The organism is Streptomyces sp. NPDC020192 (assembly GCF_044388685.1).
Lineage (GTDB): Bacteria > Actinomycetota > Actinomycetes > Streptomycetales > Streptomycetaceae > Streptomyces.
This window is the reverse complement of the sequence record NZ_JBIRXG010000005.1, coordinates 25,776-39,554: the sequence shown is the minus strand read 5'-3', so window position 1 is coordinate 39,554 and position 13,779 is coordinate 25,776. Positions and strand designations below refer to the sequence as shown.

The window sequence follows — 13,779 nt, the reverse complement described above, 5'->3', positions numbered from 1 at the left end:
TCACCTCAACTTCGGATCGAGGGCGTCGCGCACCGCGTCGCCGAGCATGATGAACGCCAGGACCGTGACGGCCAGGGCGCCCGAGGGCCACAGGAGAGCGTGCGGGGCGTTGCGGACGTAGGGGGAGGCGGCGGAGATGTCGATGCCCCAGGAGACGCTGGGGGGTTTCAACCCCACGCCCAGGTAGGACAGGGTCGCCTCCAGGGCGATGTAGGTGCCCAGTGCGATGGTGGCCACGACGATCACCGGGGCCACGGCGTTCGGGGCGATGTGGCGGAGCAGGATGCGGGTGTCGGAGGCGCCGAGGGCGCGGGCGGCCTGGACGTAGTCGTTCTGTTTGGCGGTGATGACCGAGCCGCGCGCGATGCGGGAGATCTGCGGCCAGCCCAGCAGCACCATGAAGCCGATCACCGGCCAGACCGTGTTGCTCGTCACCACCGACAGCAGCACCAGACCGCCCAGGACCACCGGGATCGCGAAGAAGATGTCCGTGATGCGGGACAGGATCGCGTCCCACACCCCGCCGAAGTAGCCCGCCAGGCCGCCCAGGACCGAGCCGAAACCGGAGACCCCCAGCGTGGCCAGCACGCCGACCGTGACGGAGGTACGGGCGCCGTAGACGGTGCGGGTGTAGACGTTGCAGCCCTGTCCGTCGTACCCGAACGGCGCGCCCGGGCCCGGACCGTCCTGGGCCCTCACCAGGTCGCAGGTCAAGGGGGAGCCGGAGGCGATCGCCGAGGGCCACAGGGAGATGAGGACCAGGAAGAGGATGACCAGCCCCGAGAGCAGGAAGACCGGGTTGCGGCGCAGGTCTCGCCAGGCGTCGGACCAGAGCGAGCGGGGCCTGCCCAGCGGGCCGGGCGGCTGTTCCAGCGTCGTCGCCTCGCTCGCCGCCAGGTCCATCGCGCCGCCCATGCCGGTGCCGGCGATCGCGCGCTCGGGCTCGTACGGCGGCTGCTCAGGCATAGCGGATCCTCGGGTCGAGTACGGCGTACAGGAGGTCGACGAGGAGGTTGGCGACCAGGAAGACCAGGACGAGGACCGTCACGAAGCCGACGACCGTCTGGGTGTTCTGGCGCAGGATGCCCTGGTAGAGCTGATAGCCGACGCCGTGGATGTTGAAGATGCGCTCGGTGACGATCGCGCCGCCCATCAGCGCGCCGATGTCGGTGCCGATGAAGGTGACCACGGGGATCAGGGAGTTGCGCAGCAGGTGGCGTACGACGACCCGGCGCCTGGGCAGGCCCTTGGCGATCGCCGTGCGGACGTAGTCGGACCGCTTGTTCTCGGCGATCGAGGTACGGGTGAGCCGGGTGACGTAGGCCAGGGACACGGAGGCCAGCACCAGGCCAGGCACGATCAGCTCGCCGAAGGCGGCGGCCGGTGAGACGGACGGTCTGATCCAGGCCCACTCGACGCCGAGCAGCAGTTGGAGCAGCAGACCGGTGACGAAGGTGGGGACGGAGATGACCACCAGGGTGCCGAGGAGGACGCCGGTGTCGACGGGGCGGCCGCGCCGCAGGCCGGTCACCACGCCCAGCGCGATCCCGATGACGATCTCGAAGAGGATGGCCACGACGGTCAGCCGGACGGTGACGGGGAACGCCGACGACATCAGCTCGGTGACCTTCTGCCCGTTGAACGCCGTACCGAAGTCGCCGGTGAAGACGTTGCCCATGTAGGTGGCGTACTGCTGCCAGACCGGCTTGTCCAAGCCGAACTCCCGCTTCAGCTGGGCGGCCGTCGCCGGATCGCAGGCCCGCTCGCCGCACAGGCCCGCGACGGGATCACCCATCACGTTGACCATCAGGAAGATCAGCAGCGTCGCCCCCACGAACACCGGGATCATCTGCAGCAGCCGCCGCACGACATAGCGCCCCATGCGGCTCAGCCGACCTTGATCTCGTTGTAGACCGGCACGCTGAAGGGGTTGAGCGCCACATGGGAGAGCCGGGAGGAGTAGCCGGCGCTGCCGTTCTGGTACCAGAGCGGGATGGCCGCCATGTTGTCGCGGACGACCTCCTCGGCCTGCTGGAAGAGCGCCACGGCCCTGGGCCGGTCGGTCTCGGCGTTGGCCCGGTCCACGCGGCGGTCGAACTCCGCGTTCGACCACTTGCCGTCGTTGGAGGAGGCGCCCGTGTAGTAGAGGGGCTGCAGGAAGTTCTGGATCAACGGGTAGTCCATCTGCCAGCCGGCCCGGAAGGGACCGGTCATCTTGTGCTGCCCGAGCTGATTGCGGAAGTCGGCGAAGGTGCCGACCGGATTGCCCACGCAGGCCCTGTCGTTGCCGAGGGCGTTGTTGACGGAGTTGCACACGGCGTCCACCCATTGCTTGTGCGAGCCCGTGTCCGCGTTGTACGTGATCTTCAGCTGGCCGCCGGGGAACCCGCCGCCCTCCTGGATGAGCCTCTTGGCCTGCACCGGGTCGTAGTCGCAGGCGTGTCCGCAGAGTCCGGCCTGGTAGCCGCCGGCCGTGCCGAGGACCGGGGAGGTCCAGTCGGTTGCCGGGGTGCGGGTGCGGCGGAAGATGGTCTCCGTGATCTGCCTGCGGTTGATCGCCATGGACAGGCCGGTGCGGACCTTGCGCGCGCCGTCGGTGTTCCATCCCGGGGCGTAGTAGGGGAAGGCCAGGGTCTGCAGGATGCCGGCCGGGGTGTTGATGTAGCGGCCGCCCAGGTCGGTCCCGACGTTCTTGAGCTGGCTGGCGGGCACGTCGTCGACCAGGTCCAGGTTGCCGGCCAGTACATCGGTGTAGGCCGTGTTGTTGTCGGTGTAGACGAGGAGGGTCACGCCGACGTTCTGGGCGGGGTCGGGGCCGGGGTAGGCGTTCCACTTCTTCAGGGCCATGGCGGAGCCCTTCGTGTACGACTCGATCTCATAGGGGCCGTTGCCGACCGGCTTGCTCAGCCAGGCCGCGTGGTCGGTGAAGAAGGCGCGCGGGAGCGGGGCGTAGGCGTTGTAGCCGAGGGTGTCGGGGAAGCTGGAGAACTTCTGGCCCAGCCGGACGGTGAACGTCCGCGGGCCGGTGACCCTCAGCCCGGACAGGGTGTCGGCGGTCTGGGGCCCGCCCGCCGGGTGGACCTTGTCGTAGCCCTCGATGTAGCCGAAGAAGTACGCGTTCTTCTGGTTGTTCCGCAGGCTCGCCCCGTAGTTCCAGGCGTCCACGAAGGAGTGGGCGGTGACCGGTTCCCCGTTGGAAAACTTCCAGCCGTTCTTGACGGTGATCGTGAAGGTGCGCGAGTCCGGGGTGTCGATGCGCTCGGCGAGCATGTTCGTGGCCTTGCCGGTCCTCGGGTCGTACTTCTTCAGGCCCCGGAAGATCATGTCGAGGACCTTGCCGCCCTGGACCTCGTTGGTGTTGGCGGGCTCCAGGGGGTTCTGCGGGTCGCCCCAGGAGGAGGTCAGCACCCCTGCGCCGCCGTAACCGCTGCCGCCCCCGCACGCGGTCATCAGCAGCCCCACGGCGATCGCACCGGCGGCCCACCTGACGCACGCGATTCCCCGCATACGGCCCTCCTCCGCAATCACCTGCCCGATACCGGTCAATATCTGCTCACACGACACATACCGCATGCCCGTTGCCGGATTGAGGAGCCTTTAGGGGGACACGTCATCCGAATGCAGGCAGCGGGTGACGGACCCTTGGACGATCTTGCGAGGACCGCGCAACAGATCTCCGCGTAACGATGCCGAAACGTTGGATTGCGGCGTGGCGATGTACGCATTTCGACACACCACCGTCCGCATATCGAACTTATTGACCGTTTCGCGCAGTTAGTCCGATGTGAAGCACGGATGTATTACGACGTACTACCCGCGTAGCTACGGAATGGTCAAGCTGGAGTAAAGAAGGTAAATAGACAACCAAGCCGACCGAGAATTTATTGACCTTGAATGAATTGCGTTGAAAAAGTCCGGCGTAGCCCGTAGGGAGCGCCCTGCGGAGCCTTGACCCACAAGGCACGGAGCATCATGACCACCCCCTCCCCTTCCCCGGCCGCCCCACTCGAGGTGACCGACGAAGACAGCGCCGCGTCGGCGAAGCCCGGCACCCCGAAGGGCTCCGAGAGCCGCTCTCCGGGACGGCTGGCCTGGATCCGCTTCAAGCGGGACCGGACGGGCGTCATATCCGCCTTCGTGGTGCTCTTCTTCTTCGTCGTGGGCATCGCCGCACCGCTGATCGCCAAGGTGTACGGCAAGGACCCGTACACGACGTACGGCCAGAACGACCCCACCCTGCTGAACGACTTCGGTCTGCCGGCCAAGCCCAACGGCGGCATGAGCGGTGACTTCTGGTTCGGGATCGACCCCCAGCTCGGCCGGGACGTCCTCACGTTCCTGCTCTACGGCATCCGCAACTCGCTGCTGATCGCGACGGCGACGACCGTGCTGGTGGCCTTCTTCGGGGTGGTCATCGGCATCACCGCCGGTTACCTGGGCGGCAGGACGGACTACTTCGTCGGCCGGATCATCGACATCCTGCTGGCCTTCCCGCAGATGCTCTTCTTCATCGGCTTCTTCCCGGTGCTGCTCACGATCCTGGTCGCGCCCGACGAGGCGACCCCGGTCTGGCTCACCGTCACCTCCCTGATCGTCATCATGACGCTGTTCGGCTGGGCGCCCATCGCCCGACTGCTGCGCGGTGAGGTACTCGCCCTGCGCGAGCGGGAGTTCGTCGAGGCCGCCAAGGTCACCGGCGCGTCCCCGGCGCGGATCATCTTCAAGGAACTGCTGCCCAACCTCTGGACGCCGATCCTCATCCAGGCCACCCTGGCGCTGCCCATCTACGTGACGACGGAGGCCGGTCTGGCCTTCGTGGGCGTCGGCCTCTCCGACCCCACCCCGGACTGGGGCGTCATGGTCCAGAACGCCTCGAAGTACTACCAGGACGACATCACGTACATGCTCTTCCCGGGCCTGTCGATGGTGATCTTCGTGATCGCCTTCAACCTCCTCGGCGACTCGGTGCGTGACGCGCTGGACCCCAAGGCCGGGCGCTGAACCTCCCGTTTCACCTTCCGGCCCGGGCGACGGGGCCCGCCGGAGAAGTTCGTATCTCTCCTCGACCAGAGCAGGAAGCCATGTCCCTTTCCCGCAGAAACTTCGTCATCGCCACGTCGGTCGCGGCCGGCGGCTCCATGGTCCTCTCCGCGTGCAGCAGCGGCGGAGGTGGCGGGAACAGCGGCAAGTCCTCCCACGCCGGCACGGACAAGTACACCGGTTCCGTGGTCGTCGGCACCAAGGAGGACTCGACCGGCCCCGCCCCCGAGATCCCGGGTGCGCAAAAGGGCGGCAACATCATCGGCCTCAGCAAGGACGACTTCTCCCACCTGGACCCCCAGCGGATCTACTTCGCGTGGAACTCCACCATCGCGAACCTCTACGTCCGCACCCTGACCGGCTACAAGATCTCCTCCGACGGCTCCATGAAGCTGGTCGGTGACCTCGCGACCGACGCCGGCACCATGTCCGACAACGGCAAGACCTGGACCTTCACGCTGAAGGACGGTCTGAAGTGGGACGACGGCTCCGAGCTGACCGTCGAGGACGTCCGCCACGGCATCGAGCGCGCCTTCGCCAGCTTCACCACCGAGGGCGCCCAGTACGTCCAGACCGCGCTGGTCAACTCCACCGACTTCCGCTCGAAGTACAAGGGCCCGTTCAGCGGCCAGCACCTGGACTCCATCGTCACCGACGACAAGAAGAAGACCATCACGCTGAAGCTGCTGGTCGAGCGCCCGGACCTCAACTTCACCCTGGCGATGCACTCCTACGGCGCCGTGCCGGTCAGCCACGACACCAAGGACAAGTACGACAAGGACCCGGTCTCCGCCGGCCCGTACAAGATCGCCCAGCACTCCGTCGACAAGTCCCTGAAGCTGGTGCGCAACCCGCACTGGGACCCGGCGACGGACGCGATCCGCAACGCCTACCCGGACACCTTCACCTTCCAGTTCGGCTACGAGGCCCTGGCGGCCGCCGACCGTCTGATCGCGGAGAGCGGCGACGACCAGTACGCGGTCATGGCGTACAGCGGTGTCCCGGCCGAGCGTATGCAGAAGGTCCTGGGCGACCCGCAGCTGAAGGCCCGCACCATCAACGGCCTGCTCACCGGTCTGTACTACTACGCCATCAACTGCAAGCGGATCACCGACCCGAAGGTGCGTCAGGCGCTCAACTACGCCTGGCCGCTGGAGCAGATCCGCCGCATCTACGGCGGTCCGTCCGCCGGTGACTACGCGACCTCCATCATCAGCCCCGACATCCTGGGTTACCAGCACCAGGACGTCTTCGGCAAGCTGAAGACGCCGCAGGGCGACCCGGCGAAGGCCAAGGCGCTGCTGAAGGAGGCCGGCAAGGTCGGCCAGAAGATCGTCTACACCTACCCCAAGGGCAGCAACGACGCCTACGACAAGACGGCGGTCGTCATCACCAACGCCCTGAAGGCGGCGGGCTTCGACCCGGTCGTCAAGCCGGTGGACTCCACCAGCTACTACGACCAGGTCCAGCAGATCAACAACAGCTTCGACGTGATGTGGTTCGGCTGGTCCCCGGACTGGCCGACGGGTTACACCGTCATGCAGCCGCTGTTCGACGGCTCCACCATCGCCAACGGCTCCAACAACGTCTCGCAGCTGAACGTGAACTGGGTCAACGACGCGATCAAGACGAACGCGGTCATCGCCGACCCGAAGAAGGCCGGCGAGGCCTGGGAGGCGCTGGACAAGAAGATCATGACGGAGCTGGCGCCGATCATCCCCGAGACCTTCCAGCGCCGGTTCTACCTGCACGGCTCGAAGGTCGGCGGAGCGCTGTTCGACCCGCAGTTCTCGGCGTTCATCATGTACAAGCTGTACGTGAAGGCCTGACGCTCCAGTCCGTCCAGGGGCGGGGCGCCGTACACCGGCGCCCCGCCCACCCCTCCGCCCCCACCACGGCGTCGCCCAGGGAATCCCATCGCCATGTTCCGCTTTCTCGTCCGCCGGATACTCGGCGCAGCGGTGATCCTGCTGATCATCAGTGCCATCACCTTCTTCCTCTTCTACGTCGCTCCGCGTGACCCCGCCCGGGTCGCCTGCGGCAAGGTCTGCACGCCACAGACTCTGGCGCTGGTCAAGCACAACCTGGGGATCGACGATCCGCTGCCGGTGCAGTACTGGCACTGGCTCGAGGGCGTCTTCGTGGGCCGCGACTACGCGTCGTTCGGGCACTGCAACGCGCCCTGCCTCGGCTACTCGTTCATCAACCGTGAGCCGGTCACGGGCATCATCCTGGACCGCTTCCCGACCACGATCTCCCTGGCCCTGGGCAGCGCGGTCGTCTTCTTCGTGTTCGGTGTCGGCACCGGCATGATCGCCGCCGTCAAGCAGGGCAAGGCGCTGGACAAGATCGCCTCCTCTGCCTCGCTGATCGGTTCGTCGCTGCAGATCTACATCGTCGGCATCGTCGCGATGTTCTACCTCTCCGACGAGTGGGGCCTCCTGCCCCGCCCGAACGACAACAACGGTTTCACGGACAATCCCGGGGCCTGGTTCGGGGGCTTTCTGCTGCCCTGGTTCGTGCTGGCGATCATCTTCACCGCCAACTACACCCGTATGACCCGCTCGCAGCTGGTCGAGACGCTGAGCGAGGACTACGTCCGCACCGCCCGCGCCAAGGGCCTCGCTGCGCGCACCGTGTTCTTCCGGTTCGCCTGGCGCGGTGCGATGGGCCCGATCGTGACGATCCTCGGCCTGGACCTCGGCACGCTGCTCGGCGGCGCGGTCATCACGGAGGCGACGTTCGGCCTGCACGGCCTCGGCGCCGTCTCGGTGAAGGCCGTGAAGGACAACGACCTGCCGATGCTGCTCGGTGTGACGCTGGTGGCCGCCGCCGCGATCGTCGTGTTCAACATCATCGTCGACGCCGTCTACGCCCTCATCGACCCCCGCGTCCGCCTCGCCTAAGGAGAGACAAGATGAGCACCCCCTTCCTCTCCGTCCGCGACCTGCGCGTGCACTTCTCCACCGAGGACGGCATCGTCAAGGCCGTCGACGGGCTCTCCTTCGATGTGGAGAAGGGCAAGACGCTCGGCATCGTCGGCGAGTCCGGCTCCGGCAAGTCGGTGACCAACCTCGCGATCCTGGGCCTGCACAACCGTGAGCGCACCGCCCTGGAGGGCGAGATCCTGCTCGACGGGCAGGAGCTGCTCACCGCGTCCGAGCGGACGCTGGAGAAGCTGCGCGGCAACAAGATGGCCATGATCTTCCAGGACGCGCTGGCCTCCCTGTCGCCGTACCACACCATCGGCGCACAGATCGCCGAGACGTACCGCAAGCACACCGGCGCCTCCAAGAAGGAAGCCCGGGACCGCGCGATCGAGATGCTCCGCCGGGTCGGCATCCCCCAGCCCGACACCCGTGTGGACGACTACCCGCACCAGTTCTCCGGCGGTATGCGCCAGCGCGCGATGATCGCGATGGCGCTGGTCTGCGACCCCGAGCTGCTGATCGCCGACGAGCCGACCACGGCCCTCGACGTGACGGTGCAGGCCCAGATCATGGACCTGCTCAAGGACCTCCAGCAGGAGTTCGGCACCGCGATCATCTTCATCACGCACGACCTCGGTGTCATCGCCGACATCGCGGACGACGTGCTGGTGATGTACGGCGGCCGGTGCGTGGAGCGCGGCACCAAGAAGCAGGTGCTGAGCAAGCCGGACCACCCGTACACCGTGGGCCTGCTGAACTCGATGCCGAGCCTGGACGGCCCGGTGGACGTGCCGCTGACGCCGATCCCGGGCTCCCCGCCCTCGCTGCTCAACCCGCCGTCCGGCTGCCGCTTCCACCCGCGCTGCGTGTTCGCCGACCAGGTCTCGGGCGGTCTGTGCTCGGCCGAGCAGCCGACGCTCGAGGTGGTCGAGGGTCGCGGCTCCGCCTGCCACCTGTCCCAGGTGCAGAAGCAGGAGCTCTTCGCCGACTTCGCCGCAACCCGGCACAACTGACGGACACCAGACGGGACTTCACGACCATGAGCAACACGAACCCCCTCCTGGACGTCTCCGGGCTCACGAAGCACTTCCCGATCAAGGGCGGCTTCCCGATCCGGCGGACCGTCGGCGCGGTGCAGGCCGTGGACGGGCTGGACTTCCAGGTGGCCGAGGGCGAGAGCCTCGGCCTCGTCGGCGAGTCGGGCTGCGGCAAGTCGACCACGGGCCGGCTGATCACGCGCCTGCTGGAGCCGACCGGCGGCAAGATCAGCTACCGCGGCCAGGACATCACGCATGCGGGCCGCAAGGAGCTGGCGCCGATCCGCTCCGAGATCCAGATGATCTTCCAGGACCCGTACGCCTCGCTGAACCCGCGGCAGACGGTCGGCAAGATCATCTCGGGCCCGATGGAGATCAACGACATCAACCCCGAGGGCGGCCGGGAGAAGCGGGTCCGCGAACTCCTGGAGATCGTCGGCCTGAACCCGGAGCACTTCAACCGCTTCCCGCACGAGTTCTCCGGCGGCCAGCGCCAGCGCATCGGCGTGGCCCGCGCGCTGGCCCTGGAGCCCAAGCTGATCGTGGCGGACGAGCCGGTCTCGGCGCTCGACGTCTCGATCCAGGCGCAGGTCGTGAACCTGCTGCAGAAGGTCCAGAGCGAACTGGGCATCGCGTTCGTCTTCATCGCCCACGACCTCGCGATCGTCCGGCACTTCTCGCAGCGCGTCGCGGTCATGTACCTGGGCAAGATCGTCGAGATCGCCGACCGCGACGACCTGTACGGCAACCCGCGCCACCCCTACACCCGGGCCCTGCTCTCCGCCGTGCCCGAGGCCACGGTGGACGCGGAGCCGCGCGAGCGCATCCGTCTGGCCGGCGACGTCCCCTCGCCCATCAACCCGCCCTCCGGCTGCCGCTTCCGCACCCGCTGCTGGAAGGCGACGGAGAAGTGCGCGACGGAGGCGCCGACGCTGGTCCAGGTCGAGGGCAACAAGCCGGGCCACCTGACGGCGTGCCACTACCCGGAGACGCAGGAGACGATCCCCGCTCCGCGCCTGCCCAAGGACGACGCTCTCTCCAAGGACCCCGAGGCGGCGGCCTGACACACCGCTTCCCCGCTTCCGGCGGCCGAAGGCCCGCGCCTCCCCAGGCGCGGGCCTTCGGCGCTGAACAGGACCGTTCCGAACCAGAGTTGAGAGCCCCTCAAGAAGTCCACCGGAACCTGACGCACCGTTCGACATCGTGTGTCAGACTGCCGCGGTGGTAGATCACGTGTTCACCGATCTCACGCTCGCCGCGCTGTACGACCGCCTCAACCCCTGGGGACCGGGTGACGAGTTCTACCTCGGTCTGGTGCGCACGGCCCGCTCGGTGCTGGACATCGGGTGCGGTACCGGGCAGTTGCTGCGGCGGGCCCGGGCCGAGGGGCATCAGGGGCGGCTGATGGGGCTGGATCCGGCCGCCGCCATGCTCGTACAGGCGCGCCGGGCCCGGCCGGACGGCGTCGAGTGGGTGCTCGGGGATATGCGCACCCGGCCGTGGAACGGGGAGTTCGACCTCGTCGTCATGACCGGCCACGCCTTCCAGGAGCTGGTCGGGGACGAGGAGATCCGGCAGTGTCTGCGCGGGGCCCGGGCGGCCCTCTGCGACGGCGGGCGGTTCGTGTTCGAGACCCGCAACCCGGCCGCCCGCGTCTGGGAGCGGTGGACTCCGGACCGGGTGTACGAGATCACCGCCGAGGACGGGACATCGGTGCGGGTGTGGTACGAGGTCCAGGGCGGTGGGCTCAGCGGGGGCCGGGTGCGGTTCACGGAGACCTACGACGGCGACGGCTGGACAGCCCCGCAGGAGTGCCCCGGCGTACTGCGGTTCCTGGACCGGGAGTCCCTGGAGGGCTTTCTTGCCGATGCCGGGCTGACGGTCGTCGAGCAGTACGGCGACTGGGGGCGGGGACCGGTCACCCCCGCGAGCCCCGAGATCATCACCGTGGCCGAAAGGGCGGCCTAGCGTCAGGTCGCCAACTCCCTGATAACAGAGGTCTGTTGACCCCACTGTGCGGCGGGAGACCCGGTATGACGACGGCCCATCGGTCGGACCAGCGACAGACCATGCGCCCCGCCCAGGGGATGTCACCGGCCGACCCTGGCAGTGCCTTCCCGTGGATCGTCGAGCTGCGCCGGCGTGGGATCGACGCCCGCTTCGGCCTTCTGGAGGTCGCAGTCCTGCCCGAACCTCCGGCCCGGGTCGCCGACGCCCTCCGGCTGGCCGCGGGACAGCCGGCCGTCCTGCGCCGGCTCCGGCTGACGTTCGACGGCCGACCCGCCGCCCTGATCAAGGTGTTCTTCCCGCACGACCTCGCCGCCGGGACCCCGATCACCGGCCGCCGCCTCATCCGCGGCGGCATTCCCTCCCTGCTCACCCGGCTCGGGCACGCCACCGCGCGCTGCGTCGACACGGTCACCGCCGAGATCCCGGCACAGGAGCACCGCGCCGTCCTCCGGCTGCCCCTGACACAGCCGGTCCTGCGCACCTTCCGTGTCGCGTACAGCGCCGAGGAGCGGCCGGTGCTCGTGACCGACGCGGCCGAGGCGGCTCATCTCTTCCAGTTGCAGTACGAGTACTCATCGACATCGCCTCTCTGAGGCGGTCAGTCCCCCGTCTCCTCCTCCAGCGCCGCCAGCGCCGGGTCCAGGACGATGTCCTCGTCGCGCTCGGTGGTCGGGTCCTCCGGGAAGTGGCAGGCCGTCAGATGGCCGTCGTGGTTCCCGGAGAGCTGGATCAGCGGCGGTTCCTCGGCCGCGCATCTCTCCTGCGCCTTCCAGCAACGCGTGCGGAAGCGGCAGCCGGACGGCGGGGAGATGGGCGAGGGAACGTCACCGGCCAGGCGGATGCGCTCACGTGCGCCCGCTTCCTCGTCCGTGAGGTTCACCTCGGGGACCGCCGACAGCAGGGCGTGGGTGTACGGGTGGCGCGGGCGGGTGTAGATGGACTCGCGGTCGCCGACCTCGATGATCTTCCCGAGGTACATCACCGCCACCCGCTGCGAGAAGTGGCGGACGACGGCCAGGTCATGGGCGATGAAGAGGAACGCGATGCCCAGCTCGTCCTGGACCTGCTGGAGCAGGTTCACCACCTGGGCCTGGATCGAGACGTCGAGCGCCGAGACCGGCTCGTCCGCCACGATCAGCTTCGGTTCCAGCGCGAGCGCCCGGGCCACGCCGATGCGTTGCCGCTGGCCTCCGGAGAACTCGTGCGGGAAGCGGTTGAAGTGCTCGGGGTTCAGGCCGACGATCTCCAGCAGCTCGCGGACCCGTTTCTCCCGGCCGCCCTCCGGTTCGATCCCGTTGATCTCCATCGGGCCCGCGATGATCTTGCCGACCGTCTGCCGCGGGTTCAGCGACGAGTACGGATCCTGGAAGATCATCTGGATCTCGGAGCGGATGGGCGCCAACTGCTTGCGTGTCGCGTGGCTGATGTCCTGGCCGCGGTACGTGATCGAGCCGGACGACGGTTCCAGCAGCCGCGTGATCAGCCGGCCCGTCGTCGACTTGCCGCAGCCCGACTCGCCGACGAGGCCGAAGCTCTCGCCGGCGTGCACGGTCAGGTCGATGCCGTCCACGGCCTGCACCGCGCCGATCGTCCGGCGGATCGGGAAGCCGCCCTTGACCGGGAAGTGCTTGGTCAGGCCCGAGACCCGCAGCAGCGGCTCCCCGTCCGTGCCGGCGCTCCGCTCGCGTGGAGCCGGGAGAACCAGGTCCTCTGTCATGGCGGTATGTCCTCCTAGCCCAGTCGGGGCTTGATCTGCTCGATGAAGATGGTCCGTTTCCGCTCGGCGCTCAGGTGGCAGGCCGACGCCCGGTCGGGAGCCAACAAGGGCCGCTCGCGTACGCACCGGCCCGTGGTCTCCACCCGGTCCTGGAACGTGCAGCGGGGGTGGAAGCGGCAGCCGGACGGCGGACGGAGCAGCGACGGGGGTGTGCCGGGGATCGGGGACAGCCGGGCGCCGAGGTCGGAGTCCAGGCGCGGCATCGAGTTCAGCAGGCCCCAGGTGTACGGGTGCTGGGGGGAACGCAGCACCTCGCCCGTCGTACCCCGCTCCACCGCGCCGCCCGCGTACATCACCATGATGTCGTCGGCCATGTCGGCGATCACCCCCAGGTCGTGGGTGATGAAGATGATGCCGGATCCGAACTCCTGTTGCAGGTCCTTGAGCAGATCGAGAATCTGCGCCTGCACGGTCACGTCGAGGGCCGTGGTCGGCTCGTCGGCGATCAGGAGGTCCGGGTCGCAGACCAGCGCCATGGCGATCATCGCGCGCTGGCGCATGCCGCCGGAGAACTGGTGCGGGTAGTCCTTCGCCCGCTCCTTCGGATTCGGGATGCCCACCTTGCCGAGCATCTCCACCGCCCGGTCCCACGCCGCCTTCTTCGAGGCACCCGTGTGCTTCATGAACGGCTCGGCGATCTGGCGGCCCACCGTGTAGTACGGGGACAGCGCGGTGAGCGGGTCCTGGAAGATCATGGCGGCCTTGTTGCCGCGCAGCTTCTCCAGCTCCGACTCGCGGGCCGTCGTCAACTCCCGCCCGTCCAGCAGGATCTCGCCCTCGACCGTGGTGAACATCGGGTTGTGCAGGCCGAGGACGGTCAGGTTGGTCACCGACTTGCCGGAGCCGGACTCCCCCACGATGCCGAGCGTCCTGCCCCGCTCCAGGTCGAAGGAGAGCCCGTCCACGGCCCGTACGACGCCGTCCTCGGTCCTGAAGCTGACGTGCAGGTCCCGCACGGAGAGAAGGGGGATGCTCATGTGTCTCT

General features: G+C 68.2%; 12 protein-coding genes. 7 read left to right on the top strand and 5 right to left on the bottom strand.

Going from position 1 to position 13,779, the window contains the following annotated elements:
• The 3 genes from ACH47Z_RS11965 to ACH47Z_RS11955 are packed head-to-tail and all read right to left on the bottom strand — an operon-like array spanning position 1 to position 3,507.
• Positions 1-966 (bottom strand): ABC transporter permease, encoded by a 966-nt coding sequence (locus tag ACH47Z_RS11965; protein WP_399073080.1) that lies wholly within the window; start codon positions 964-966, stop codon positions 1-3.
• Positions 959-1,882: an ABC transporter permease gene (locus ACH47Z_RS11960; protein WP_399073078.1), complete on the bottom strand. Its 924-nt coding sequence runs from the start codon at positions 1,880-1,882 to the stop codon at positions 959-961. The genes ACH47Z_RS11965 and ACH47Z_RS11960 overlap by 8 nt, the downstream gene beginning before the upstream one ends.
• Positions 1,883-1,887: 5 nt before the next feature.
• Complete coding sequence (locus tag ACH47Z_RS11955; protein ID WP_399073077.1) at positions 1,888-3,507, bottom strand: ABC transporter substrate-binding protein; 1,620 nt, start codon at positions 3,505-3,507, stop codon at positions 1,888-1,890.
• A 465-nt stretch (positions 3,508-3,972) separates the two neighbouring features.
• On the opposite strand from ACH47Z_RS11955, the gene ACH47Z_RS11950 reads away from it, so the two are divergent.
• The 7 genes from ACH47Z_RS11950 to ACH47Z_RS11920 all read left to right on the top strand — a co-directional run bounded on the left by ACH47Z_RS11950 (position 3,973) and on the right by ACH47Z_RS11920 (position 11,610).
• On the top strand, positions 3,973-5,001 hold the full coding sequence (locus tag ACH47Z_RS11950) for an ABC transporter permease (protein WP_399073076.1): 1,029 nt from the start codon (positions 3,973-3,975) through the stop codon (positions 4,999-5,001).
• 80 nt (positions 5,002-5,081) lie between these two features.
• A complete protein-coding gene (locus tag ACH47Z_RS11945; protein ID WP_399073075.1) occupies positions 5,082-6,869 on the top strand; it encodes an ABC transporter substrate-binding protein in 1,788 nt (595 codons plus the stop codon).
• 93 nt (positions 6,870-6,962) lie between these two features.
• Complete coding sequence (locus ACH47Z_RS11940) at positions 6,963-7,946, top strand: ABC transporter permease (protein ID WP_399073073.1); 984 nt, start codon at positions 6,963-6,965, stop codon at positions 7,944-7,946.
• A gap of 11 nt (positions 7,947-7,957) precedes the next feature.
• Complete coding sequence (locus ACH47Z_RS11935; protein ID WP_399073072.1) at positions 7,958-8,983, top strand: ABC transporter ATP-binding protein; 1,026 nt, start codon at positions 7,958-7,960, stop codon at positions 8,981-8,983.
• Positions 8,984-9,009: 26 nt separating this feature from the next.
• A complete protein-coding gene (locus ACH47Z_RS11930) occupies positions 9,010-10,071 on the top strand; it encodes an ABC transporter ATP-binding protein (RefSeq protein WP_399073071.1) in 1,062 nt (353 codons plus the stop codon).
• Between the two features lie 157 nt (positions 10,072-10,228).
• Complete coding sequence (locus ACH47Z_RS11925) at positions 10,229-10,975, top strand: class I SAM-dependent methyltransferase (protein WP_399073070.1); 747 nt, start codon at positions 10,229-10,231, stop codon at positions 10,973-10,975.
• 65 nt (positions 10,976-11,040) lie between these two features.
• The gene (locus tag ACH47Z_RS11920; RefSeq protein WP_399073069.1) at positions 11,041-11,610 is read left to right on the top strand and encodes a UTRA domain-containing protein; all 570 of its coding nucleotides are present in this window, start codon (positions 11,041-11,043) and stop codon (positions 11,608-11,610) included.
• Between the two features lie 5 nt (positions 11,611-11,615).
• Here the strand turns inward: ACH47Z_RS11920 and ACH47Z_RS11915 are convergent, their stop codons facing one another.
• Both ACH47Z_RS11915 and ACH47Z_RS11910 read right to left on the bottom strand, forming a co-directional pair.
• Positions 11,616-12,734, bottom strand: coding sequence for an ABC transporter ATP-binding protein (locus ACH47Z_RS11915; RefSeq protein ID WP_399073068.1), 1,119 nt, complete (start codon positions 12,732-12,734; stop codon positions 11,616-11,618).
• A gap of 14 nt (positions 12,735-12,748) precedes the next feature.
• Positions 12,749-13,771 carry an ABC transporter ATP-binding protein gene (locus tag ACH47Z_RS11910; RefSeq protein WP_399073067.1) on the bottom strand — a complete coding sequence of 341 codons (1,023 nt, stop codon included), beginning with the start codon at positions 13,769-13,771 and terminating at the stop codon, positions 12,749-12,751.
• Positions 13,772-13,779 lie beyond the last annotated feature (8 nt).

Bases quoted from the DNA above. Each gene is read 5' to 3' on its own strand.
- ACH47Z_RS11965 (WP_399073080.1), bottom strand. From the start codon at position 966: ATGCCTGAGCAGCCGCCGTACGAGCCCGAGCGCGCGATCGCCGGCACC.
- ACH47Z_RS11960 (WP_399073078.1), bottom strand. From the start codon at position 1,882: ATGGGGCGCTATGTCGTGCGGCGGCTGCTGCAGATGATCCCGGTGTTC.
- ACH47Z_RS11955 (WP_399073077.1), bottom strand. From the start codon at position 3,507: ATGCGGGGAATCGCGTGCGTCAGGTGGGCCGCCGGTGCGATCGCCGTG.
- ACH47Z_RS11950 (WP_399073076.1), top strand. From the start codon at position 3,973: ATGACCACCCCCTCCCCTTCCCCGGCCGCCCCACTCGAGGTGACCGAC.
- ACH47Z_RS11945 (WP_399073075.1), top strand. From the start codon at position 5,082: ATGTCCCTTTCCCGCAGAAACTTCGTCATCGCCACGTCGGTCGCGGCC.
- ACH47Z_RS11940 (WP_399073073.1), top strand. From the start codon at position 6,963: ATGTTCCGCTTTCTCGTCCGCCGGATACTCGGCGCAGCGGTGATCCTG.
- ACH47Z_RS11935 (WP_399073072.1), top strand. From the start codon at position 7,958: ATGAGCACCCCCTTCCTCTCCGTCCGCGACCTGCGCGTGCACTTCTCC.
- ACH47Z_RS11930 (WP_399073071.1), top strand. From the start codon at position 9,010: ATGAGCAACACGAACCCCCTCCTGGACGTCTCCGGGCTCACGAAGCAC.
- ACH47Z_RS11920 (WP_399073069.1), top strand. From the start codon at position 11,041: ATGACGACGGCCCATCGGTCGGACCAGCGACAGACCATGCGCCCCGCC.
- ACH47Z_RS11915 (WP_399073068.1), bottom strand. From the start codon at position 12,734: ATGACAGAGGACCTGGTTCTCCCGGCTCCACGCGAGCGGAGCGCCGGC.
- ACH47Z_RS11910 (WP_399073067.1), bottom strand. From the start codon at position 13,771: ATGAGCATCCCCCTTCTCTCCGTGCGGGACCTGCACGTCAGCTTCAGG.